This window comes from Actinoplanes sp. CA-252034 (genome assembly GCF_050956125.1).
GTDB lineage: Bacteria > Actinomycetota > Actinomycetes > Mycobacteriales > Micromonosporaceae > Actinoplanes.
On record NZ_CP191846.1, the window covers coordinates 2954838 to 2976813 of the forward strand.

The window sequence follows — 21976 nt, forward strand, 5'->3', positions numbered from 1 at the left end:
GCCCGTCCCGACCTGGGCGACGACTGCACCGGACGGGGCGATCACGCCGGTCGGCCCGTACCCGCCGCGCTCACCGGTGACGTCGGCCGACACCACCCACCTGCCGGTCTCGCGGGCGCGGCGCGGATCCTGTTGTGCAGTGGCCGCCGGTGTTCGGCGGCGGGCCGGCGCATCGTGTTCTGGGACGGCACGAGAAGCACCCGCCCGCCCCGCGCGGCGACCGCGGCCGTGTTGAACCGGTCCAGCTCGTGCCGTTCGACGAGGCCGATGACCAGGACCGGCCGGATCGGCGCGAGGCGGGCCAGGAGCGTAGTGGGCCCGGTCGGGCATGATGCCTGTGTGATGTTGCTGGTGCCCTCCGACGTGATGCGCCCCCGCCGCCCCGACGAGCATTTCGCCGACGAGGCGCGGGCCGCCCGGGATGCGGGGATCGAGGTGGCGCTCGTCGACCACGACGCCCTGGCGGGCGGTGACGCCGACGGCGGGGTGGCCCGGGTTCCGGCCGGTGCCGGGGCCGTCTACCGGGGCTGGATGCTCGGCGCCGACCGTTACGCGGCGATGGCGCGGGCCCTGGCCGCCCGCGGGGTGACGCTGCGCACCGGGGCCGAGGAGTACCGGCGGGCGCACGAGCTGCCCGGCTGGTATGCGGCGGTCGCCGCGTCCACCCCGGAGTCGGTGTGGACGACCGGCGACGGGCGGGAGGGGTTCCGGCGGGCGTGCGCGGAGCTGGGCGGCGGGCCGGCGGTGCTGCGTGACTTCACGAAGTCGATGAAGCACTACTGGCACGAGGCGGCCTACATTCCGGACGTGGCCGACAGCGCTGCCGCGTGGGCGGTGGCGAGCCGGTTCCGGGAGTTGCGTGGTGACGGCTTCACCGGCGGTTTCGTGGTGCGGCGGTTCGAGTCGTTCACCGGGGCCGAGGTGCGCACGTGGTGGGTCGGCGGCGTGTGCAGGCTGGTGACGGCCCATCCGGACTCGTCCGGCGAGCTGCCGCCGGACGACGTCGAGCTGCCCGGGCTCGGCGGTGTGGACCTTCCCTTCGTGACCGTCGATCTGGCTCGCCGTGCCGACGGCCGCTGGCGGATCATCGAGATCGGCGACGGCCAGGTCAGCGACCGGCCCCGCAGCACGCCTCCGGAGGAGCTGATCGGCGCCTTGTACGCGGCCGGCGGTCCCTCTGATCTCTAGGCGTCTGCGGTCGGCGGGCCGAGGAGGGCGGCGCGTTTGGTGGCGTACTCCTCGTCGGTGAGCACGCCGGCGGTGTGGAGTGCGGCCAGGTTGTTCAGGAGAGCCGTGTTGTCGGGTGTGGCTGTCATCCGGGCGCGGATCAGGGCGGCGAGGTAGGCGGCGGCGCGCTTGTCGGTGCTGAACGACAGCGTGTTGCCGCCGGTGGTGATCTCCAGCGAGGCGCGGATCAGACGATCACGGGCGGTCACGCTGTCGATGGCGGTGAGGGCGACCTGTTCGCGGCCGGCGCCGGTGCGCATCAGGCCGCCGGTGCCGGCGAGCTCGAGCCGGTCGGGGTAGATGATGAGGTAGAGGTCGGTGCCGCTGGCCCGGGTGTGGGCGACGGCCAGGGCTCCGGTGGTGTCGACGCTGTGGCGCCGGGCGCGTTCGAGGGCCTGAACACAGTGATCGGGAACCGTCATGCCGTCGTCGAGGCTCACGACGAGTCACCGTATCGCATCGAATGGTGCCCATCGGTGGTGTGGGTTCTCCGCCCCGGAGCGACGGGGAGGTGGTACTCGATGAGCTCGGGGTGCGGCGGGAAGTCGTCCGGCGCCGAGCGTCCGGTCGCCTGCCAGCCCATCTTCTCGTAGAAGCGGCGCGCCCGATGGTTGTCGGCGAGCACCCACAGACGGCCTGTCCCACCGAGCAGCTCGATGATCTCGGCGTGCGCGGCCACGGCCAGTCCGGTGCCCCAGGTGCTGGTGGCCGTACCGAAATGCAGCAGTTGATCGTCTTTGAGAGCGACGTATCCGGTGACCTGCTCGTCGAGAAGGATCACCAGGACCCGCACCGACGGATCCGCGATCTCCTCGGCCCAGCGCGCCGTCAGCTCCGCCCGCGGAAACGGGTACGCGTCCTGCGGGAAGATCCCGGACAGCGCGCGGATCGAGCCCTCCTGCTGAACGTCCATGATCGCTTCGATGTCGGCGGGGGTCGCCGGCCGCAGAATGCTCACCGAACCCCGCGAGACGAGCACATGATCCGCATGATCCCAGTGTGCAGCAGCACCCGCCGACCGTCGGACAGATCGACGTCCATCGCTCCAGTCCGGCATTTCAGGGGTACGTGCCACACCTCCCCACCCGCACGAGCCTCCTCCCCGGCTGCGCCGCTACCGCCCCGGCCTCCCGCCCCGTCCGCACCGATGGCCCCGCCTCGGTCCGATGGGAGGGACGGGTGATGTCCGGCGCTTGTGGACGGATCGTGTCGGCGGGACGGTCGGCAGGCGTACCCGGAAGGTGCATTTCGTAGTGGACGAATGCCGCCTACCGTCGGTGATGTGCACATCACTGATCTACGGGCGGCGATCACTGACAGGCCGTTTCTGTCCGCTGTCGTGCCCACGGGCTGCGAGAACAGGCGGCGTCTCGGCTGTGGAGGGCTGACGTGACCGATCACGATCGGTATCAGGACGACTGGGATCAGGACGCGCTGTTCTACGGCGTACCGTCGCATGCCGACCGTCCGCCGAGACAGTCCGTGGAGCCGGCCCCCGTCAGGCCGGCCGGCCCTGCCGCGCCTCCGGTGCAGCCGGCCGTGACCGCATCGTCTGATGAGCAGCCCACGCGAGCGGTGGGGACGTCGGAGGACCACTTCGATCCGACGACGATGCCGATGACCGGGCGCGCTGAGCCGACCGTCCCGTTCGATCCGACGACCATGGCCATGACCGGCCCGGCCGCGGCACAACCGCCTGAACACCACGGGAACGTGGAGACCAGCGCGTTCGCGCCGGAGGACGGCCTGCGCAGGCCGCCGCCGGTGGAATCGAAGGCCGGACGATACGGGCCGCCGGTCGGGCCGGGCGATGCGCCTGATCGGCTGGAACCGGTTCCCGAGCCCAAGGGGTACGGACGGCTGCCGCTCATCGTCGCCGCGCTGGCTGTTCTGCTGATCGCCGGGGCCGTCGGCGGAGTCGCGCTGACGCGGTCGTCCGGGCGGGACGATGCCGGTGGCCCGGTCACCGAATCGGCGCCGCAGGCCACGCCCACCGAGACCCTGCCCACGGAGACCGAGGGCACGCCGACCGAGACCGCCACGACCGGGTTCGCGTCCGGCGTGTCACCCGGTGGATATGCGTCGACCGGGGCCACGGCCACCGCCGACCCGCAGGAGGAGGCGCTGGCTCAGCTGGAGGCCATCCGGCAGGAGGACCTGGGGACCGTGTCGTTCGACGGTCAGTTCGTCGCCCAGATCGCGTCGAAGTATCCGGGAGTCAACGATCCGTATCAGAGCGCGGCGGACGGGACCCACACGTTCCAGGTCAGCGACATCCTCGCCGAGCATCAGCGCCTCCGGGCCGAGCACGGCGACGCCGAGCACCCGGTGATCCTGCTCAGGAGCACCGACTACGGGAAGCGGCAGCTGGTCGGTGGGCAGCCGCTGTGGGTGACGTTCGTGGTCGGTGGCTTCCCGGACAAGGAGTCCGTGTTGACCTGGTGTTCCAGCCACTTCGGGAACCTGTCGGCCACCGAGCTGAAGAACCACTGCGACTCCCGCAATCTGCGCCCGGCCGCATGACCGGCCCGCTACCGTCGGCGGGGCGGCCGGTGTCCGGGGTCGTCGCCGGTCAGGTACGCGTCACCGCCGCGACCGTGCCCAGTGGTTCCGCCCCGGGCCTGGTCGCCGTCTCGGCAGCCGCCCTGATCTGTGTCGCCGCCTGGACCGGCCGGGCCCTGACCGGTGACGTCGGCGCCGGTCTCCTCACGGCCGGGATCGTCATCCCGCTGCTGCTGGTGGCCGCGGTGGCGGTCGCCCACCGGCGTCGCCCGGCCGGGGTCGCCGACGCCGTCTGGGAGTTCACGGTTCGGATCGCCGACGGCTCGAAGGCGCCGGTCCTGCTGCGGACCGACGCGCCACGAGGGTCGCTGGGCCCGCGTGACCCGGTACGGCTGATCCCGGCACGTTCCGGACGTCGCGGCGCGGTGCAGGCGGTCGAGGTGCTGGCCGCCCCGGACGGTCCGGTGCTGCGCCGGATCACCGCGAGCCCCACCCTGTCCCCGGTGCAGCTGGCCGGCCTCGTGCTGGCCGCGATCCTGCTGGCCGCGACCGCCGCCATCCTCCTCACCGCCTGACGCGGGACGGTGCCCCAGTGAGCGGCCTTTCCGTGCGGCGCCGGGTGCCGATTCGGTGAATCGTGGAGTTCAGCGGCCGGCCTTGTGGCGCCGGGTACCGGGCCGGCGAATCGTGAAGTTCAGCGGCCGGCCTTGTGGCGCTGGGGGCCGAGCCGGTGAATCGCGGGCTTCAGCGACCGGCCTCATGGCTGGACGGTGGTGAGGATCAGGCCGATGGGGTGCAGGTTCGGGGGCAACCCGTCGAGGACGATGGCGGCGTTCTCCTCCGGGTGCGCCACCTCGGCATCCTGACGCCCGCAGACCCGCAGGAATCGCCGCACCTCGACGGTGATGCCGGGGCCGTCCGTCCCGGTCGACCACAGCGTGTCGCCGCGCCTGATCGGGCCACCCCTCACCCGGCCGGTGACCGCTGTCCCGCCCGCCGGGTCCGGGAACACGTCCTCGATCCGCAACTCCGCCACCGCCCGAACCTACGCCCCACCCACAGGCGAGGGCGGTCGGACCGAAACCCATTCTGCGAGGGCGAGGCGGGGTCAGGTGCCGGGGCCCGGTCACCCTGAGGATCTCGGCGCGGTGTGATCGTGGGCCATCCAGCCCTTACGCTGGACCTCGAGATCTTCGGCGGCCGCCGGAACGCCGGTGTCGCGGCCGGTCGACGGGTCGGTCTGTCCGAGGCTGTCGGCGGATGCGTCCGGCGGCGGGAGGCTCTCGCGCAGCCGTGCGTGGAGCATCTCGGCGGGGCAGCGCGGGGAGTGCCACGGCGGGGCGGTCGGAGCGGGTTCGCGGAGGCGGTGTGGCCCTGAGCGGCCATGGTATACACGTTGGTGCACCGCAAGCCTCCGGGCGGGATTGAAATGTTTCAAGCGTCGTGCTTACCATCAGGACGCCCGCCCCGCCACGGTCAGAAAGGCCCAGGTGTTGACTCAGCAGCCCCGCAACGGTCGAGCCCCCTCGGTCAAGGACGTCGCCGCCGCCGCGGGCGTCTCCCTGGGCACCGTCTCCAACGTGCTCAACCGGCCCGCGGTGGTCAGCGCCACCACCCGGGAGCGTGTCGAGCGGGCGATGGCCGAGCTCGGGTTCGTGCGTAACGAGTCGGCCCGTCAGTTGCGTGCCGGCACCAGTCGCGCGCTGGCCTACGTGATGCTCGACGGCGGCAACCCGTTCTTCCATGACGTCGCCGAGGGCATCGAGACCGCCGCCGAGGACGCTGATCTGTCACTGTTCGTCTGCAACAGCAGCGGGCGTTCCGAGCGCGAGGCCAAACACCTCGACCGGCTTCTCCAGCAGCGCGTCCAGGGCATCCTGATCACCCCGGTCGACCCGGACGCCCCGCATCTGGCCGACCTCGCCCAGCGTGGGCTGCCGTTCGTCATGGTCGACCGGTTCAGCCGGGCCGGCGGGCACTGCTCGGTCGCCGTCGATGACGTCCTCGGCGGCCGGATCGCCGTCGAGCATCTGATCGATCGCGGACATCGGCGCGTCGCGTTCGTTGGGGGGCCGTCCAGTATCGGGCAGGTCCGTGAGCGGCTGCAGGGTGCGCGGGCGGTGTGGGCCGAGTTCGGGATGCCCGAGGACGACCTGATCCACCTGCCGACCGAGGCGCTGACCGTCAACGAGGGCCGTTCGGCCGGCGAACGGCTGGCCGGCCTGCCCACCCGGCGGCGGCCGACCGCGGCGTTCTGCGCCAACGACCTGCTCGCCCTCGGGCTGCTGCAGCACGCCGTGACGGCCGGGCTGCGGGTGCCCGACGACCTGGCGATCGTCGGGTTCGACGACATCGACTTCGCGGCCGCTGCGGCGGTGCCGCTCACCTCCGTCCGGCAGCCCCGGCAGGAGCTGGGGCGTACCGCGGCGCGCCTGGTCCTGGACGAGGCGACCAACCCGGATCACGTCCACGAACAGGCCACCTTCGTGCCGGCGCTGGTGGCACGCGCCTCCACGGGAACCGTGCGGCGCTGAGACCCCGCCCCGGAAGCCGGCGTCCGCCGGCGCCGGGCATACGCGCCGGCGGTGCGCGGCGGCGGCCCACCGGCCGGGCGAGACGCGGCGGCGGCCGGGCGAGACGCGGTGGCGGCAGCGCAACCGAGCGGGCCGCGGTGGTGACGGGGCAGCCGGGCGGGGCGCGGAGCGACAGGGCAACCGGCAGGGCGTGAGGTGACCGGCTGATCGCGGGCGGTGGCGCGGCTGGTACCGTCCGGCCGGTGATTCACGGGCTCTACGACGTCATTCACCGCCGCCGGGACGTTCGGGCGGAGTTCACCGGGCAGCCCGTCGACGCCGAGGTCCTCGACCGGATCCTCACCGCCGCGCACGCCGCGCCCAGCGTCGGCCTCTCCCAGCCGTGGGACTTCGTGCTGATCCGCTCGGACGCGGTGCGCAAGGCCTTCCACGAGCACGTCCGCACCGAGCGCGACGTCTTCGCCGCGACGCTGAGCGGGGCGGCCGCCGAGCGGTTCGCCCGCATCAAGATCGACGGGGTGCTGGAGGCCGGCCTGTCGATCGTGGTCACCTACGATCCGGCGCGCGGTGGGCCCGCGGTCCTCGGCCGGCACGCCATCGCCGACGCCGGCCTGTACTCGGTCTGCCTGGCCATCCAGAACCTGTGGCTGGCCGCGACAGCGGAGGGCCTCGGCGTGGGCTGGGTGTCGTTCTACCGTGAGGACTTCCTGCGTGACCTGCTCGGCATCCCGGCCGGGATCCGGCCGGTCGCCTGGCTCTGCGTCGGTCCGGTCAGCCATCTCGAACAGGTTCCGGACCTGGAACGGCACGGTTGGCGGCAGCGGCGCCCTCTCGATCTCGCCGTGCACGCGGACCGGTGGGAGGCGCGGTGAGGTTGCATGTCGGCTGCGCCATGTGGAGCCTGAAGTCGTGGCAGGGCCGGTTCCTCCCGGCGTCCGGTGCTGATCGTCTTCGGTCGTATGCCGGGTGGTGCAACGCGGTCGAGGGCAACACGACGTTCTACGCGACGCCGACGCTCGCCACCGTTTCCGGGTGGGCGGCGCAGGCGCCCGCCGACTTCCGGTTCGTGTTGAAGTTGCCGCGCGAGGTCACGCACGGCGGATCGCTCGCCGACATCTCCGCGCTGTCGGAGTTCCTGCGGGTGATCGAGCCGCTCGGCGACCGCGTCCACGCCCTGTGGGCGCAACTGCCGGGCTCCTTCGGACCCGGCGATCTTCCGGCTCTCGCACGGTTCCTGCGGGGGCTGCCGGATTCCTTCCGGTACGCCGTGGAGGTCCGCGATCCGGCCTTCTTCCACGAGCCGCGCCGTCTGGAGGAGCTGCTCGCCTCCGCCGGGGCCGAGTGGGTGCCGTTCGACACGACCGAGTTCTTCCGCACGCCCCCGACCAGTGACGCCGAACGCGACGCGTGGCTCAAGAAGCCCCGGATGCCGCTGCGCACCGAGGCTCTCACCGAGCGGCCGATCGTCCGCTACCTGGGCCGTGACGCCACCGACCGTACCGTCGAAGGATGGCGGCGGTGGGTGCCGATCGTCGCGGGATGGCTGCGCGAGGGCCGGTCGCCGACGTTCTTCGTCCATACTCCGGACAACTCCGACGCGCCCGCCCTGTGCCGTCGCTTCCACGGCGAGGTCCGGGCGCTGGTCCCGGAGCTGGAGCCGCTGCCGGCCCCGCCACCGCTGCCGTCGCCGGAGCCGGAGGGCCCGCCCACCCTGTTCTGACGTCTCGTGTCGTCGAGGGGCCGTTCGTGCTGTTCTCTGTGGAGGGTTGTTGTAGGTTCCCCTCCATGACCAAGACGCGGCTGCTGGGCGGGACGCAGTTCCTGCTGCTCGCTCTGTACCTGCTCGGCGGGTTCGGCGTGCTGGTGCTGGCGGTGGTGCGCAGCGGTGACTGGAGTGCCCTGCCGGCCCCGGGGCTGGATCGGCTCGGTGACCCGAAGGACGTGATCCCGTTCGGAGGGGACTCGATCGCCAACCCGTTCGTCTGGATCTTCGGGATCGCCCGGCTCACCGCGATGCTGGTCGTGCCGGTGGCGACGCTCGGCGTGCTTCTCGGCGGCTTCACGGTGGCGGCCGCCCGCCGTGACGGTGACGGCCGGCGGCTGCGGTGGGCGCTCCTGGCGATCGGTGTGTGGCTCGTGCTGGCGGCGGTGGCGTTCACCCCGTACGGCGGGGATCTGCACACCTGGCTCGCCGACTGACAGGCCGGCCGGTGACGGCGCGTGGCCGATGAGCGTCTCTACTGCTGGACGTGCCTCCGAGGAGGACCAGGCTGACGGGCCGGGTCCTCCTCGTCGGGGTCGTCAGGAGTGCGGGCAGGTGGCCCGGTACTCCTCGATGGCGGTGCCGGACGGCGCCGGGCACAGGAACTGGTCGTAGCGGGTGTCGTTGTCGATGAAGCGCTTCAGCCAGGAGAGGCTGTACTTGGCGACGGTGACGCTGCCGCCCGAGGTGGGCGCGGAGTGCCCGGCGTTGTTGAGCTCCAGGTACGCCTTGTCGGGAGCGGCCGACAGGCTGGTGTAGAACGGTTCGGCGTGCGACGACACCGGGGCGGTGGTGTCGTTCTCGGCGCCGATGATCATCGTGGGGACGCGTACGGTGGTCCAGCTCTTCGTGCCGTGCCACGGGGTCATCGGGACCGCGGCCTGCAGTGCGGGCCGGGTGCGGGCCGCGGCCAGGCTGCCGCCGCCGCCCATCGAGTGGCCCATCACGCCCAGGCGGGTGGCATCGATGCGGGTGCGCACCGAACTGGTGTTGGTCAGGTAGTCGAGGGCGCCCAGCAGCTGGGTGCCGCGGCTGTCCGGCTGGTCGAGGGTGCTGCGGGTGTCGATGGTGATCACCACGAAGCCCTGCGAGGCGAGACGCGGGCCGAGCCAGGCGATGCTCGACTGCGACGCGGTGAAGCCGGGGGAGATGGCCACCGCGCCGAATGTGCCGGCGCTGGTGTCGGTCGGGTAGTAGATGGTTCCGCCGCCGAACGTGGACACGCTCGACCGAGCCACGGTGACCTGGGCGATCGCGAACGTGCCGCGGGTCGCTTCGATGCTGGCGTTGGTGGGGGCCGGGCCGCGCTCGTACGGGTTGGCCGCGGTGGCCGGCAGTGCGGGCGACGCCAGGACGAAGGCGGCGCACAGGGCGGTCAGCAGGGAAGCCTTCCGAGGGGCCGAAAGGCGGGCGGGAACGGGCATGGGAACTCCCTGGGATATTGGGGCTCCGGAGGATCGATGGATGTCAATAAGTTAACCCGTCGGTAACAAAGGCGGTAATCCCAGCCCGTACCTGCCGCCGCGGTATGTCAGGAGTGGATACGGCCGGCCGGATCGAAAATCGGTTGCCGTCACCACGCGGGTCCGATTGGGTGGACCGCATGACGTACTGAGGCCTTCCCCGGCGCACCCCTGTCGCGGCGCTCGTCGCCGCCTCCTCCGGCACCGCCCTCGTCGGCGTGCCGTGAACAGTGCCCTCAGCCCGGCGCCCCCGCCTCCGCGGGCCGCGCCCCACCGTCATGGGAAGAAGCATCTTGTCTCCACAGCAGTCCACGCGTGCCACCGTCGAGATCTTCGCCGCGCCCGCCAGCTGGATCGAGTCCGGCGCCGTCGACCAGTGCCACCAGGTCGCCGCCCTGGACGGGATGATCCACGTCGCCGGGATGCCCGACCTGCACCCCGGGAAGGGCGCCCCGATCGGCGCCGCCATGCTCTCGTCGGTGCTCTACCCGTTCCTGGTCGGCTCCGACATCGGCTGCGGCATCGCCGTCTACCCGTTCAAGCTCAGGAAGGTCGTCCCGGAACGGCTGGCCGGCCGCTTCCCCGACCTGGACGTCCCCGCCGACCCGTCCGGCCTCGACATCCCGGCCGGATACACCGACCAGCTCGGCACGGTCGGCCGCGGCAACCATTTCGTCGAGCTGGCCCGGGTCGACGCCGTTCTCGACGGCGCTCACGCCGAACGGCTCGGCCTGGCCGCCGGCGACACCGTCCTGATCGTGCACAGCGGCTCCCGCGGTCTCGGCGAGCGGATCCTGCGCGCCCACACCGAGGTGCACGGCGCGGGCCCGGCCCCCGACCCCGCGGCCTATCTGGCGGCGCACGACGACGCCGTCCGGTGGGGGCACGTCAACCGGCGGATCATGGCCGAACGGGTCGCCGACGCGCTCGGCGCCGACCTCGGCGCACCCGTCACCGACGTCTGTCACAACTCCGTCGAGATCCGCGACGGGCTCTACCTGCACCGCAAGGGCGCCGCGCCCGGCGACGGCGCCGACGTGCTGATCGCCGGCACCCGCGGCACCCACTCCTTCCTGGTGGCCGGGCACGCCGGCCCGCAGGCCGGGCACTCGGTGGCGCACGGCGCCGGGCGCAAGATGTCCCGGACCGACGCGCTGCGGCGCGGCAGGGTCAAACACACGATCGAGGAACTTCGGCGTACGGCCGTCGGCTCGATCGTGGTCTGCGGCGACCGGCAACTGCTCTTCGAGGAGGCCCCGACCGCCTACAAGCGGATCGAGCAGGTGATCGGTGACCTGGTCACGCACCGGCTCGCCACCCCGGTCGTCAGCACGATCCCGCTGGTCACCTACAAGACGGCCGATCTCGTGCCGCGGAAGGGAGGCCGTCGGTGAGCACGTCCGCATCGTCCGGCGCGGCGTCCGCCGGAGCCACGTCCCCCGGAACGGCGGCGCTGCGCGCGGTGACCGGCTGCGTGCCGGTGCTGCGGTGGCGGCGGTTCGCCGACCGTCCACCACGGCCGCTCTTCTTCACCCGGCCGCCCCGGCGTGGTGGATCGCGGCACACCACCGGAGGTGAGGTCCGGTGATCGGCTGGTGGAAGCGAGCCCCTCACCCGGCCCCCGCCACGGGACGGCTGTGCCGCCCGATCTTCACCGGGCCGGAGCCACGGCACGGGGCGGGATCGGACGACGGCTGCCGCGGGGTGCCGTCACGTCCGCCGGGCACCGGCCGGATCGCGCCGTTCCGCAGGTGGGCGTGATGTCCGGCTCTTCGGCGGCGCACGTGCTGTTCGGCGGGGTGAGGGCGGTCGTGATCGCTGATCCATCGGGGGCGGCCGGTCGCACACCTTCGGGAATGGGGGCGCGATGGCCGTACATCTGATGGTCTCTGCCGGCCGCGGACCGCAAGAGTGCTCGTGGGCGCTGGCGCGGCTGGTTCGCCGGCTGGAGGCCGATGCCGCGAAGCGGGAGATCGTGACCCGGCGGGTGGAGACCGTGGCGGGGGAGCGGGCCGGGACGTTCCGGTCGGTGCTGCTGGAGATCCGCGGGGACGGGGAGGCGGCGTTCGCGGCCTCGTGGACCGGGACGCTGTGCTGGCAGGCGCCGAGTCCCTATCGGGCCGGGCCGGGGCGCAAGAACTGGTATGTGACCTCGCAACCGTGCTCGATGGACGAGCAACGGACCGTCTTCGACGAGGCGGATGTGGAGATCGTGCCCACCCGCACCGGTGGGCCCGGTGGGCAGCACCGCAACAAGGCCAGCACCGCGGTCCGGGCCACCCATCGGCCGAGCGGGATCGTGGTGGTCGCCGACACCGAGCGCCAGTTCAGCCTCAACCGGAGCACGGCGCTGCGGCTGATCCGGGAGCGCCTCGAAGCCGGTGACGCCGCCGCCGCGCAGGCCGCCGGGACCGTTCGGTGGCGCATCCACGACGAACTGGTCCGCGGCGACCCGACCCGCGTCGAACGGCCCTGATCGGTGTCCCCGCGATCTCGTGGCGGCTCCACGACGAGATCGCGGGGCACGGGGTGCTCACATGCGGGTGGTCACCGCGCCGAGCTGTTTCACGTGCCGCAGCAGCGGTGACGACTCGACGCGGTCGACGCCGGCCAGGCCGCTGATCCGCTCGGTCAGGTAGCGGTAGAAGGCCGCCATGTCGGTGCAGATGACCGTCGCCACCAGGTTCGTCGCGCCGGTCGTGGCGGCGGCGAACACCACCTCCTCGTGCTCGGCGAGCGCGGCCCCGACAGCGGCCAGACGGGCCGGCGCCACCGTCACCCAGAGCAGCACCGGGGCATGGAAGCCGAACACCCGCGGCTGCACCTCGACGTCGTAGTAGAGCGCCCCGGAGCGCCGGAGCTCCCGCATCCGGCGGCGGACCGTCGACTCCGGCCAGCCGGTCGCCGCCGCCAGCTCGGCATAGCCGGCCCGGCCGTCACGCGACAGCACCTCCAGAAGCGTGTCGTCGCCGTCGGCCAGCCGCACCGGCGAGACGTCGGCCGGCGGCCCCGCCGTGGCCGGACCGGCCAGAGTGAACGGTGGCGGTGGCGGTGACGGCACCCCGTCGGGGGTGAGAGCGGCCATCTGCTCGGGGGTCAGGGCGGCGTCACGCAGGTCCGGGCCCACCGCCCCGCCGACGAAGTGGTGGATCAGGCAGTGCGCGGTCACCGACACCAGCCGGGGCGTACGAGGCAGCTTGTGCAGCAGCGACTCGCGGTCGGCGTGTGCGGCCAGCCGTGCCAGGCAGGAGATCTCGGTGCCGCCGGAGAACACGCTCACCCAGGCGGTGTCGGGGCGGCGGGCCAGCGCGTCGGCCAGCGGCGCCGCCATGTCGGGTGTGGTGTGCAGGCGCAGCATCCACGACTCGTAGCCCAGCCGGATCGGGTTGGGCATGCCGACCACCCGCACCCCGGCGCTCTCGCGCAGCCGCCGGTAGCGCCGGGCCACCGTCTGGTCGGAGACACCGAGGACCGCACCGATCTCCCGGTAGCCGGCCCGGCCGTCGACGCGCAGCGCGTGCACGATCTGCCGATCCAGCATGTCGATTTCCATCCCGTCAATCTAGGCGGATGTCGAGATCCGCCGCCTCTACTGGATTACGTGGCATGTTCGGGCGTCCGAGCGGCAAAGTACGGCGCATGCGAAAGTGGCTACCCCTGATCGCCGTCTGTCTCGGCACGTTCCTGCTGCTCGTCGACGTCACCATCGTGATCGTCGCGCTGCCCAGCATCGCCGCCCACCTCGACGCCGGCCCGAACGACCTGGCCTGGGTCCTCGACGGCTACGCCCTGGCGCTCGCCGCACTCCTGCTGGGCGCCGGAGCGCTCGCCGACCGGTACGGCCGTCGTCGCACGTACCTCATCGGGTTGTCGATCTTCGGGGTGTCCTCGCTGCTCTGCGCCGTCGCGCCGACCGTGAACACGCTGGTCGCCGCCCGGGCCCTGCAGGGTGTCGGCGGCGCCGCGATGTTCGCCACCACGGTGGCCATCCTCAACGTCACCTACCGTGGCCGCGATCGCGGGGTCGCGTTCGGCGTGTGGGGCGCGGTCAACGGCGCCGCCACCGCGGCCGGCCCCCTGGCCGGCGGACTCCTCACCGAGCACCTGGACTGGCGCTGGATCTTCCTGGTCAACCTGCCGATCGTCGTGGTCGCGGTCTGGTTCACCCTGCGTACGGTCACCGAGTCCCGCTCCGACCGGGCCGGCCGTTTCGACATCCCCGGCACGATCACCTTCACCCTGGCCGCCACCGCCGTCGTCTACGGGCTGATCCGCGCCACCGACGACGGCTGGACCTCGCCGGCCGTCCTCGGCCCGCTCGCCCTCGGGCTGGCCGGAACCGCGGTGTTCATCGCCGTGGAACGCCGGTCCGCCGCGCCGATGCTCGACCTCGACCTGTTCCGGCGGCCCGCGTTCACCGGCCTGATCGTCGCCGCGTTCCTGTGCCAGGCCGCCGCGTTCGCCTACCTGCCGTACACGACGATCTGGCTGCAGCGGGCGCTCGGGCACGGACCGGTCGACGCCGGGCTGCTCGGGGCGCTGCCGCTGAGCGGGGCCGCGCTGCTGGTCGGCGCGCTGGCCGGACGCTTCCTGCAGCAGGCGCGGCCATGGCTCCCGATCGGGCTGGGCCTGCTGCTGATCGCGGCCGGTGACCTCGCGCAGTCGGTCGTCGGCGCCGACAGCGGGGCGGCCGTGCTGATCCCGGGCCTGATCCTGGTCGGGCTGGGTGCCGGGGTGGTGCTGCCGGTGCTGTCGTCGGCGGTGCTGGCCGAGGTCCCGCACGAGCGCAGCGGCATGGCCGGCGGGGCGCTCAACACGTTCCGGCAGCTCGGGTTCGCGTTCGGTGTTGCGATCTTCGGCACAGTCTTCGCCGACGTCTCCCCACAGCAGAGCGCGTACGCCGACCGGCTGAGTGACACGGTTCTCCTGGCCGCCGGATTCGCCCTGGTCGCGGCCCTTGTGGTGGTCCTCCTGACGCGGCCACGGGTGGAACGGACGGTGAAAATCGGGTGACAGGCCCCGGCGGCGGTGCGGCAGCATGGCCCTCGTGGTGGATACGCGCGGACCCGTCCGATATCTGTGGTGGCTGGCACGACAGGTGAAAGGGTGGGTGGCGCGCGGGGCGATGTACGGCACGCTCTGGTTCGTCAGTCTGGCCATCACGCCGTACCTCATCTCCCAGGCCATCGACCGCGGCCTCGCGCCGCGCCGCGCCGACGTCCTGTTCGCCTGGGCCGCGGTGGTCCTGCTCGTCGGCGCCGCCAGCGCCGGCCTCGGCATGATGCGGCACCGCAGTATGACGAAACTGCGGATGGCCGCCGCGCTGAAGACCGCCGACCTGGTGATGACACACGCCACCCGGCTGGGTGCCGCCCTGCCCCGCCGGGTCACCGCCGGCGAGGTGGTCACCATCGGCGTCTCCGACGTGTGGACCGTCGGCCGTGCCATGAACGCCGGTGGTGTCGGGGTGGCCTCGATCATCGCGTTCTGCGTGGTCGCGGTCCTGCTGGAGCAGATCTCCGGCCTGCTCGCCGCCGTCGTCCTGATCGGCGTGCCGGTGCTGGCGCTGATCATCGCCCCGCTGCTGCGCCGCACCCAGCGCGCCGCCGGCCGGTACCGCCACCACCAGGGCGAGCTCAACGGCCGGCTGGTCGACGTGATCGGCGGGCTGCGCATCCTCAACGGGCTCGGCGGCAAACAGGCCCACCTCGAGCGGTACCGCCGCGAATCGGCGAGACTGCGCGACCAGGGTTACCGGGTCGGCGGGCCGTCCAGCTGGATCGGCGCGCTCGGCGACGGCCTGCCGGTGGTGTTCCTCGCCGTGGTGATCTGGCTGGCCGCCCGGCTCGCCGTCGACGGCGACCTCACCCCCGGCCAGCTCGTCGCGGTGTACGGCTACACCGCCATGCTGGTCATCCCGGTCAACGTGATGATCTTCGTCGGGTTCGACGTCACCCGAGGCGTGGTCTCGGCCCGCCGCATCACCGACTTCCTGCGACTGCCCGAGGACGACCCGTCCGGCGAGCCCGCACCGCCCGCCCCGGCACCCCTGCGCGACCCCGCCTCCGGAGTGTGCGCCGAGCCCGGCCGGTTCACGGCGCTGGCCGGCGACCGGCCCGCCGACGCCGCCGAGATCCTCGACCGGCTCGGCCGCTACCTGCCCAGCGACGCCACCTGGGGCGACCGGCCACTCGCCGGGATCGCCCAGCCCGACATCCGCTCCCGCATCCTCGTCGCCACCCACGACGCCGACCTGTTCGCCGGGCCGCTGCGCGCGGTCGTCGCCGGCACCGCCGACCCCGACGACGACCGGGTCCGGCAGGCCCTGGACACCGCCGTCGCCCACGACGTCGGCGACGACCTGGACCGGCCCGTCGACTGGGGCGGGCGCAACCTGTCCGGCGGCCAGCGGCAGCGGGTCCGCCTGGCCCGGGCCGTCTACGCCGACCCGGAGATGCTGCTCGCGGCCGAACCCACCTCGGCCGTCGACGCGCACACCGAAGCCGCCATCGCCGACCGGCTCAGCGCCGCACGGGCCGGCCGGGGCACCGTCCTGGCCACCACCTCGCCGGTGCTGCTCGACCGTGCCGACACCGTTCACTACCTGGTCGGCGGCCGGGTCGCCGCCACCGGCACCCACCGGGAGCTGCTCGCCGCCGTCCCCGGTTACCGCGCCCTCGTGGCCCGCGCGTTCGGAGACGACGCATGAACACCCTCCTCCCCGTCGCCAGCCCCCGCGACGTCGTCCTCGCCGCCCGCCGGCTGATCGCCGCCGACGGGCGCGCCGTCACCGGCATGCTGACCCTCAGCTCGCTGGCCGCCCTCGCCGGGCTCGGCGGTCCCTGGCTGCTCGGCCGGATCATCGACACCGTCGCGGCCGGCGCCACGATCACCGACGTCGACCGGCTCGCCGCGGCCGTCCTGGTCTGCGCGGTCGCCCAGACCCTGCTGTCGCGGTACGCGCTGGCCGCCGCCTACCGGTTCGGCGAACGCACCGCCGCCCGCATCCGCGAGACCTTCCTCGACCGGGTGCTGCACCTGCCCGCCTCCGTCGTCGAACGCACCCCCGCCGGTGACCTCGCCGCCCGCGGCAGCACCGACGTCGACGGCGTCGCCACCGCCCTGCGCGACTTCCTGCCGCCGATCTTCGTCGGGCTCGTGCAGATGGTGTTCCTCATCGTCGCCGTGATCGTCCTCGACCCGCTGCTCGGCATCGTCGGCGTCATCGGCTTCTCCGGCATCTGGTTCGTCACCCGCTGGTACGTCCGCCGCGCCCGCAACGCCTACCTCACCGAGGGCGCGGCCACGTCCCGGCTCGCCGACGAGATCGCCGCCACCACCGACGGCGCCCGCACCATCGAGGCGTTCGGCCTGCACGAACGGCGCCTCACCGCCGGCGACGCCGCCCTGGCCGAGACCCGGCGCACCCGGCTGCTGACCCTCAGGCTGCGCAACGTGTTCTTCCCGATCGCCGAGACGTCGTACGCCGTCCCCGCCGTCCTCGCCCTCGTCATCGGCGGGCTGCTGCACATCGACGGCCGGGTCACCGTCGGCACCGTCGCCGCGGCCGTCCTCTACCTCCGGCAACTCGTCAGCCCCCTGGACACCATCCTGATCTTCCTCGACCAGCTGCAGGCCGGCGGCGCCTCCTTCGCCCGCGTCGAAGGTCTCGGCAGCGTCCCGGCCCCGGTCCTGGTCACCGACCGTGAACCCACCGACGAGCACATCGAGGTACGGGGAGTGCGGTACGCCTACGAGGAGGGCCGCGACGTGCTCCACGACATCGACCTGACCGTCCGCCCCGGCGAGCGCCTCGCCATCGTCGGGCTCTCCGGCGCCGGCAAGTCCACCCTCGGCCGGCTCGTCGCCGGCGTCGAACGACCCACCGCCGGCAGCGTCACCGTCGGGGGCGTGCCCATCGCCGAACTGCCGCCCGACCAGCTGCGCCGGCACGTCGTCCTGGTCACCCAGGAACACCACGTGTTCCGCGAGACACTCCGCGAGAACCTGATGGTCGCCGCCCCCGACGCCGAGCTCCGGTCGGCGCTGCACACCGTGGGCGCCGACTGGGCCGACGACCTCGACCTCGACCTGGGCGAACACCCCCTCGACGGCGCGCAGGCCCAGCAGCTCGCCCTGGCCCGGGTGGTCCTCGCCGACCCGCACACGGTCATCCTCGACGAGGCGACCGCGCTCCTCGACCCCACCGCGGCCCGCACTGCCGAACGGTCACTGGCGGCGGTGCTCCACTCGCGTACCGTCATCGCCATCGCCCACCGGCTGCAGACCGCCCACGACGCCGACCGCGTCGCCGTCATGGACGGCGGCCGCATCATCGAACTCGGCACCCACGACGAGCTGGTCGCCGCCGCCGGCCCGTATGCGGCGTTGTGGCGCTCCTGGCACGGCGGCGAGAGCCTGCCCGCCACCGCCTGACCCACGTCCCGTCCGGCCTCCGCCTGCGCTTCGCTCGGCGCCGGGCCTCCGCCTGGTGTTCGCTTGGCGTCCGGCCTCTGCCCGGTCTTCGCTTGGCGTCCGGCCTCTGCCTGGCTTTCGCTTGGCGTCGGGCCTCCGCCTGGCCTTCGCTTGGCGCCGGCCGCCACCGTGAGGGTGGGATCTGGCGGCGGGCAGCCCAGGGCGACGTGGCCGACGATCTTGCCGTCGCGTTCGGCCGCCCACGCCGTCTTCTCATGGCCGGACCGGAGGAGACCGAGCGGATAGCTCGGTGCCAGATGCAGTGGGTAGCCGTCCCTGGCATGCACCCGGGTCAGCAGGCCGAGGCAGGCGGCCGTGTCGTCGTCGGTCTACGCCCGGATCACCGGAGTTGCGGTCGCCATCGCCGGTTCGTAGGTCGACCGGCCAGTTGAGGAGCGGACGAGGTGGTCGGTGAGGAAGCGGAACGCGGCGGGGGAGGAGGGCGGCGGGTGGAGGTGTGTGGCGGCCGGGGGTGCCGGCTCGGAGGTGGGGAAGCGGGGCGGTTTGGCCTTGACCCGGGTGAGCGGCCGCACGTAATCTACCCGTAACTCTGAAACGTTTCACGCTGTGAACGCCGAACACGACGAATGAAGAGCGGATCCCCCATGACCAACCCCGTAGTCTCCGAGCTCATCACCCGCTCGAACCGCCTCGGTGCGGATCCGCGGACGACCAACTACGCCGGCGGCAACACCTCGGCCAAGGGTGCCGACACCGACCCGGTGACCGGTGAGCCGGTCGACCTGGTGTGGGTCAAGGGCTCCGGCGGCGACCTCGGCACCCTCACCGAGAAGGGGCTGGCCGTGCTCCGCCTGGACCGGCTGCGCGCGCTGGCCGGCGTCTACCCGGGTGTGGAGCGCGAGGACGAGATGGTCGCCGCCTTCGACTACTGCCTGCACGGGCGCGGCGGGGCGGCCCCGAGCATCGACACGGCGATGCACGGGCTGGTGGACGCGCCGCACGTCGACCACCTGCACCCGGACGCCGGCATCGCGATCGCGACGGCCGCCGACGGGCCGGCGCTGACCAAGGAGATCTTCGGCGACAGGGTGCTCTGGGTGGACTGGCGACGGCCGGGCTTCCAGCTGGGCCTGGACATCGCCGCCGCGTACCGGGCCAACCCGCAGGCGATCGGCGTCATCCTGGGCGGGCACGGGATCACCGCGTGGGGCGCGACCAGCGACGAGTGCGAGGCCAACTCCAACGAGATCATCGACACCGCCGCGGCGTACATCGCCGAGCACGGGCGTAGCGAGCCGTTCGGGGCGGCCGTCACCGCGGCGCTCGGCGAAGAGGAGAGACGAGCACGCGCCGCCGCCCTCTTCCCGGTGATCCGCGGTCTCGCCTCCACCGACCGCCCGCAGGTGGGCCACTACAACGACAGCGACGTGGTCCTGGAGTTCGTCGGCAGCGAGCGTCTCGCCGAGCTGGGGGCCCTCGGGACCTCCTGCCCGGACCACTTCCTGCGCACCAAGGTGAAGCCGCTGGTCCTGGACACCGCCCCGGACGCCCCGCTGGACGAGGTGACCGCCCGCCTCAGGGAGCTGCACGAGGCGTACCGGGCGGACTACCGCGGCTACTACGAGCGGCACGCGACGGCGGACAGCCCGGCGATCCGTGGCGCCGACCCGGCGATCGTGCTGGTCCCGGGCGTGGGCATGTTCTCCTTCGGGGCCAACAAGCAGACCGCCCGGGTGGCCGGCGAGTTCTACGTCAACGCCATCAACGTGATGCGCGGCGCCGAGGCGATCTCCCGGTATGCGCCGATCGACGAGTCGGAGAAGTTCCGCATCGAGTACTGGGCGCTCGAGGAGGCGAAACTCCGGCGCATGCCGAAGCCGAAGGCCCTCGCGACCCGGATCGCCCTGGTCACCGGCGCGGGTTCGGGCATCGGCCGGGCGATCGCGCTGCGGCTGGCCGCCGAGGGCGCGTGCGTCGTGGTCAGCGATCGGGACACCGAGGCGGCCGCGACCGTGGCCGCGGAGATCGGCGGCGCCGACGTGGCCGTGGCGGTGAGCCTCGACGTCACCGACGAGGATGCGGTGGCTGCTGCCGTACAACAGGCTGTCCTGGCCTTCGGTGGGGTTGATCTCGTCGTCAACAACGCCGGCCTGTCGCTGTCGAAGTCGCTGCTGGACACCACGGCCCGCGACTGGGACCTGCAGCACGACGTGATGGCGAAGGGCTCGTTCCTGGTGTCGCGGGAGACCGCGCGGGTGCTGATCGCGCAGGGCCTGGGCGGCGACATCATCTACATCTCCAGCAAGAACTCGATCTTCGCGGGGCCCAACAACGTCGCCTACGGCGCCGCCAAAGCCGACCAGGCCCACCAGGTCCGCCTGCTCGCCGCCGAGCTCGGCCCGCACGGCATCAGGGTCAACGGCATCAACCCCGACGGAGTGGTACGCGGCTCCGGCATCTTCGCCGGGGGATGGGGCGCCGACCGTGCGGCCGTCTACGGGGTGCCGGAGGAGAAGCTGGGCGAGTTCTACGCGCAGCGCACCCTGCTCAAGCGGGAGGTGCTGCCGGAGCACATCGCCAACGCGGTCTTCGCGATCACCGGCGGCGACCTGACCCACACCACCGGCCTGCACGTCCCCGTCGACGCGGGTGTCGCCGCGGCGTTCCTGCGATGAGCGAGGCGTTCGCCGCCGTTGATCTGGGCGCGTCCAGTGGGCGCGTCGTGGTCGGCCGTTTCCACGACGGCACCCTGGACCTGGAGGTGGTGCACCGGTTCCCGAACGAGCCGGTGCGCGTCGGCGGCACCCTGCACTGGGACATCCTGTCGCTGTACCGGGGAGTGCTCGACGGGCTGGCCAAGGCCGGTCCGGTCCGCAGCATCGGCATCGACTCGTGGGCCGTCGACTACGGGCTGATCGACGCAGACGGGGCGCTGCTGGGCAATCCGGTCCACTACCGGGACTCGCGCACCGACGGGATCGCCGACCGGATCGGGGACCTCTACGGCATCTGCGGGCTGCAGCGACTGCCGTTCAACACGGTCTACCAGCTGGTCGCGGCCGAGCCGACGGCACAGTACGCGGCGGCGCACCGGCTGCTGATGATCCCGGACCTGCTGGCCTACTGGCTGACCGGGGAGATCGGCGCGGAGTACACCAACGCGTCGACGACCGGGCTGCTCGATGTCCGTACCCGCGAATGGTCCTTGCCGTTGATCTCCCAATTGGGGTTGCGGGCCGGGTTGTTGCCGCCGGTGCGGCACCCGGGCGACCGGATCGGCGACTTCGAGGGGACGCCGGTGATCGCGGTCGGGTCGCACGACACGGCCAGCGCCGTGGTGGCCGTCCCGGCCGAGGGCGACGACTTCGCCTACATCTCGTGCGGCACCTGGTCGCTCGTCGGCCTGGAACTGGACGAGCCGGTGCTCAGCGAGGCCTCGCGGGCGGCGAACTTCACCAACGAGGGCGGCGTCGACTCGACGATCCGCTACCTGCGCAACGTGATGGGCCTGTGGCCGCTGCAGGAGTGCCTGCGCGAGTGGGGCTCACCCGACCTGCCCGCGCTGCTGGCCGCGGCCGCCGCCGAACCGGGCCTGGCCCACGTCGTCGACCTCGACGACCCGGTCTTCCTGCCGCCCGGCGACATGGCGGGCCGGCTGCGGAAACTGGCCGGGCTACCCGCCGACGCCGGCCGCGCCACCATCGTGCGCTGCATCCTGGACAGTCTGGCGCTCGCGCAACGGCGCGCGCTGCGCCAGGCCCGGGAGCTCGCCGGCCGGGAGATCTCCGTGGTGCACCTGGTCGGTGGGGGAGCGCTGAACGGGCTGCTCTGCCAGCTGACCGCCGACGCCTGCGGGCTGCCGGTGCTGGCCGGTCCGGTCGAGGCCACCGCCATCGGCAACCTGCTCGTCCAGGCCCGTGCCGCCGGAGTCGTCGAAGGTGGACTGGATGCGCTGCGGGCGCTGGTGCGCGAGACTCAACGCATCGTGCGCTACACACCGGCAGGCCCGGACTCGGACTGGGACGCCGCGGCCGCACGAGTGGGGAGGTGAC

Annotated in this window: 20 protein-coding genes; 15 read left to right on the forward strand and 5 right to left on the reverse strand. The window is 72.8% G+C overall.

What is annotated here, in order from left to right; genetic code table 11:
- The first annotated feature begins 342 nt into the window (after nucleotides 1–342).
- Complete coding sequence (locus tag ACQPZW_RS13265; protein WP_433797526.1) at nucleotides 343–1188, forward strand: ATP-grasp domain-containing protein; 846 nt, start codon at nucleotides 343–345, stop codon at nucleotides 1186–1188.
- Here ACQPZW_RS13265 and ACQPZW_RS13270 read toward each other — a convergent pair.
- Together ACQPZW_RS13270 and ACQPZW_RS13275 are read right to left on the reverse strand one after the other, a co-directional pair.
- Entirely contained in the window at nucleotides 1185–1667 is a 483-nt protein-coding gene (locus ACQPZW_RS13270; protein WP_433795157.1) for an SHOCT domain-containing protein, read from the reverse strand. The genes ACQPZW_RS13265 and ACQPZW_RS13270 overlap by 4 nt on opposite strands.
- Nucleotides 1664–2185 (reverse strand): N-acetyltransferase family protein, encoded by a 522-nt coding sequence (locus ACQPZW_RS13275; protein WP_433795158.1) that lies wholly within the window; start codon nucleotides 2183–2185, stop codon nucleotides 1664–1666. The genes ACQPZW_RS13270 and ACQPZW_RS13275 overlap by 4 nt, the downstream gene beginning before the upstream one ends.
- Nucleotides 2186–2616: 431 nt before the next feature.
- Here ACQPZW_RS13275 and ACQPZW_RS13280 point away from each other — a divergent pair, with 431 nt between their 5' ends.
- Nucleotides 2617–3750 (forward strand): hypothetical protein, encoded by a 1134-nt coding sequence (locus tag ACQPZW_RS13280; protein ID WP_433795159.1) that lies wholly within the window; start codon nucleotides 2617–2619, stop codon nucleotides 3748–3750.
- A gap of 29 nt (nucleotides 3751–3779) precedes the next feature.
- Nucleotides 3780–4304 carry a hypothetical protein gene (locus ACQPZW_RS13285; RefSeq protein WP_433795160.1) on the forward strand — a complete coding sequence of 175 codons (525 nt, stop codon included), beginning with the start codon at nucleotides 3780–3782 and terminating at the stop codon, nucleotides 4302–4304.
- A gap of 182 nt (nucleotides 4305–4486) precedes the next feature.
- On the opposite strand, the gene ACQPZW_RS13290 is transcribed toward ACQPZW_RS13285, so the two are convergent.
- Complete coding sequence (locus tag ACQPZW_RS13290) at nucleotides 4487–4765, reverse strand: hypothetical protein (RefSeq protein ID WP_433795161.1); 279 nt, start codon at nucleotides 4763–4765, stop codon at nucleotides 4487–4489.
- Nucleotides 4766–5219: 454 nt separating this feature from the next.
- Here ACQPZW_RS13290 and ACQPZW_RS13295 point away from each other — a divergent pair, with 454 nt between their 5' ends.
- The 4 genes from ACQPZW_RS13295 to ACQPZW_RS13310 all read left to right on the forward strand — a co-directional run bounded on the left by ACQPZW_RS13295 (nucleotide 5220) and on the right by ACQPZW_RS13310 (nucleotide 8462).
- Entirely contained in the window at nucleotides 5220–6263 is a 1044-nt protein-coding gene (locus ACQPZW_RS13295; RefSeq protein ID WP_433795162.1) for a LacI family DNA-binding transcriptional regulator, read from the forward strand.
- A 245-nt stretch (nucleotides 6264–6508) separates the two neighbouring features.
- The gene (gene bluB / locus ACQPZW_RS13300; protein ID WP_433797527.1) at nucleotides 6509–7135 is read left to right on the forward strand and encodes a 5,6-dimethylbenzimidazole synthase; all 627 of its coding nucleotides are present in this window, start codon (nucleotides 6509–6511) and stop codon (nucleotides 7133–7135) included.
- Nucleotides 7132–7983 (forward strand): DUF72 domain-containing protein, encoded by an 852-nt coding sequence (locus tag ACQPZW_RS13305; RefSeq protein ID WP_433795163.1) that lies wholly within the window; start codon nucleotides 7132–7134, stop codon nucleotides 7981–7983. The genes bluB and ACQPZW_RS13305 overlap by 4 nt, the downstream gene beginning before the upstream one ends.
- A 65-nt stretch (nucleotides 7984–8048) precedes the next feature.
- Nucleotides 8049–8462, forward strand: coding sequence for a hypothetical protein (locus ACQPZW_RS13310; RefSeq protein ID WP_433795164.1), 414 nt, complete (start codon nucleotides 8049–8051; stop codon nucleotides 8460–8462).
- Between the two features lie 102 nt (nucleotides 8463–8564).
- On the opposite strand, the gene ACQPZW_RS13315 is transcribed toward ACQPZW_RS13310, so the two are convergent.
- Entirely contained in the window at nucleotides 8565–9449 is an 885-nt protein-coding gene (locus ACQPZW_RS13315; RefSeq protein WP_433795165.1) for a dienelactone hydrolase family protein, read from the reverse strand.
- A 317-nt stretch (nucleotides 9450–9766) separates the two neighbouring features.
- Between ACQPZW_RS13315 and ACQPZW_RS13320 the strand changes: the two genes are divergently transcribed.
- The 3 genes from ACQPZW_RS13320 to prfH all read left to right on the forward strand — a co-directional run bounded on the left by ACQPZW_RS13320 (nucleotide 9767) and on the right by prfH (nucleotide 11964).
- Nucleotides 9767–10882: an RNA ligase RtcB family protein gene (locus ACQPZW_RS13320; protein ID WP_433795166.1), complete on the forward strand. Its 1116-nt coding sequence runs from the start codon at nucleotides 9767–9769 to the stop codon at nucleotides 10880–10882.
- Nucleotides 10879–11076: a hypothetical protein gene (locus tag ACQPZW_RS13325; RefSeq protein ID WP_433795167.1), complete on the forward strand. Its 198-nt coding sequence runs from the start codon at nucleotides 10879–10881 to the stop codon at nucleotides 11074–11076. The genes ACQPZW_RS13320 and ACQPZW_RS13325 overlap by 4 nt, the downstream gene beginning before the upstream one ends.
- 279 nt (nucleotides 11077–11355) lie before the next feature.
- The gene (gene prfH / locus ACQPZW_RS13330; RefSeq protein WP_433795168.1) at nucleotides 11356–11964 is read left to right on the forward strand and encodes a peptide chain release factor H; all 609 of its coding nucleotides are present in this window, start codon (nucleotides 11356–11358) and stop codon (nucleotides 11962–11964) included.
- A gap of 57 nt (nucleotides 11965–12021) precedes the next feature.
- Here prfH and ACQPZW_RS13335 read toward each other — a convergent pair whose 3' ends face one another.
- Nucleotides 12022–13041, reverse strand: coding sequence for an Lrp/AsnC family transcriptional regulator (locus ACQPZW_RS13335; protein ID WP_433795169.1), 1020 nt, complete (start codon nucleotides 13039–13041; stop codon nucleotides 12022–12024).
- An 86-nt stretch (nucleotides 13042–13127) separates the two neighbouring features.
- On the opposite strand from ACQPZW_RS13335, the gene ACQPZW_RS13340 reads away from it, so the two are divergent.
- The 5 genes from ACQPZW_RS13340 (at nucleotide 13128) to ACQPZW_RS13360 (ending at nucleotide 21975) form a co-directional block, all read left to right on the forward strand.
- Entirely contained in the window at nucleotides 13128–14501 is a 1374-nt protein-coding gene (locus ACQPZW_RS13340; RefSeq protein ID WP_433795170.1) for an MFS transporter, read from the forward strand.
- Nucleotides 14502–14613: 112 nt separating this feature from the next.
- Nucleotides 14614–16197 carry an ABC transporter transmembrane domain-containing protein gene (locus tag ACQPZW_RS13345; RefSeq protein WP_433797528.1) on the forward strand — a complete coding sequence of 528 codons (1584 nt, stop codon included), beginning with the start codon at nucleotides 14614–14616 and terminating at the stop codon, nucleotides 16195–16197.
- Nucleotides 16194–17924: an ABC transporter ATP-binding protein gene (locus tag ACQPZW_RS13350; protein ID WP_433795171.1), complete on the forward strand. Its 1731-nt coding sequence runs from the start codon at nucleotides 16194–16196 to the stop codon at nucleotides 17922–17924. The genes ACQPZW_RS13345 and ACQPZW_RS13350 overlap by 4 nt, the downstream gene beginning before the upstream one ends.
- 644 nt (nucleotides 17925–18568) lie before the next feature.
- On the forward strand, nucleotides 18569–20599 hold the full coding sequence (locus ACQPZW_RS13355; protein WP_433795172.1) for a bifunctional aldolase/short-chain dehydrogenase: 2031 nt from the start codon (nucleotides 18569–18571) through the stop codon (nucleotides 20597–20599).
- The gene (locus ACQPZW_RS13360; protein ID WP_433795173.1) at nucleotides 20596–21975 is read left to right on the forward strand and encodes a rhamnulokinase; all 1380 of its coding nucleotides are present in this window, start codon (nucleotides 20596–20598) and stop codon (nucleotides 21973–21975) included. The genes ACQPZW_RS13355 and ACQPZW_RS13360 overlap by 4 nt, the downstream gene beginning before the upstream one ends.
- Nucleotide 21976: the final 1 nt, after the last annotated feature.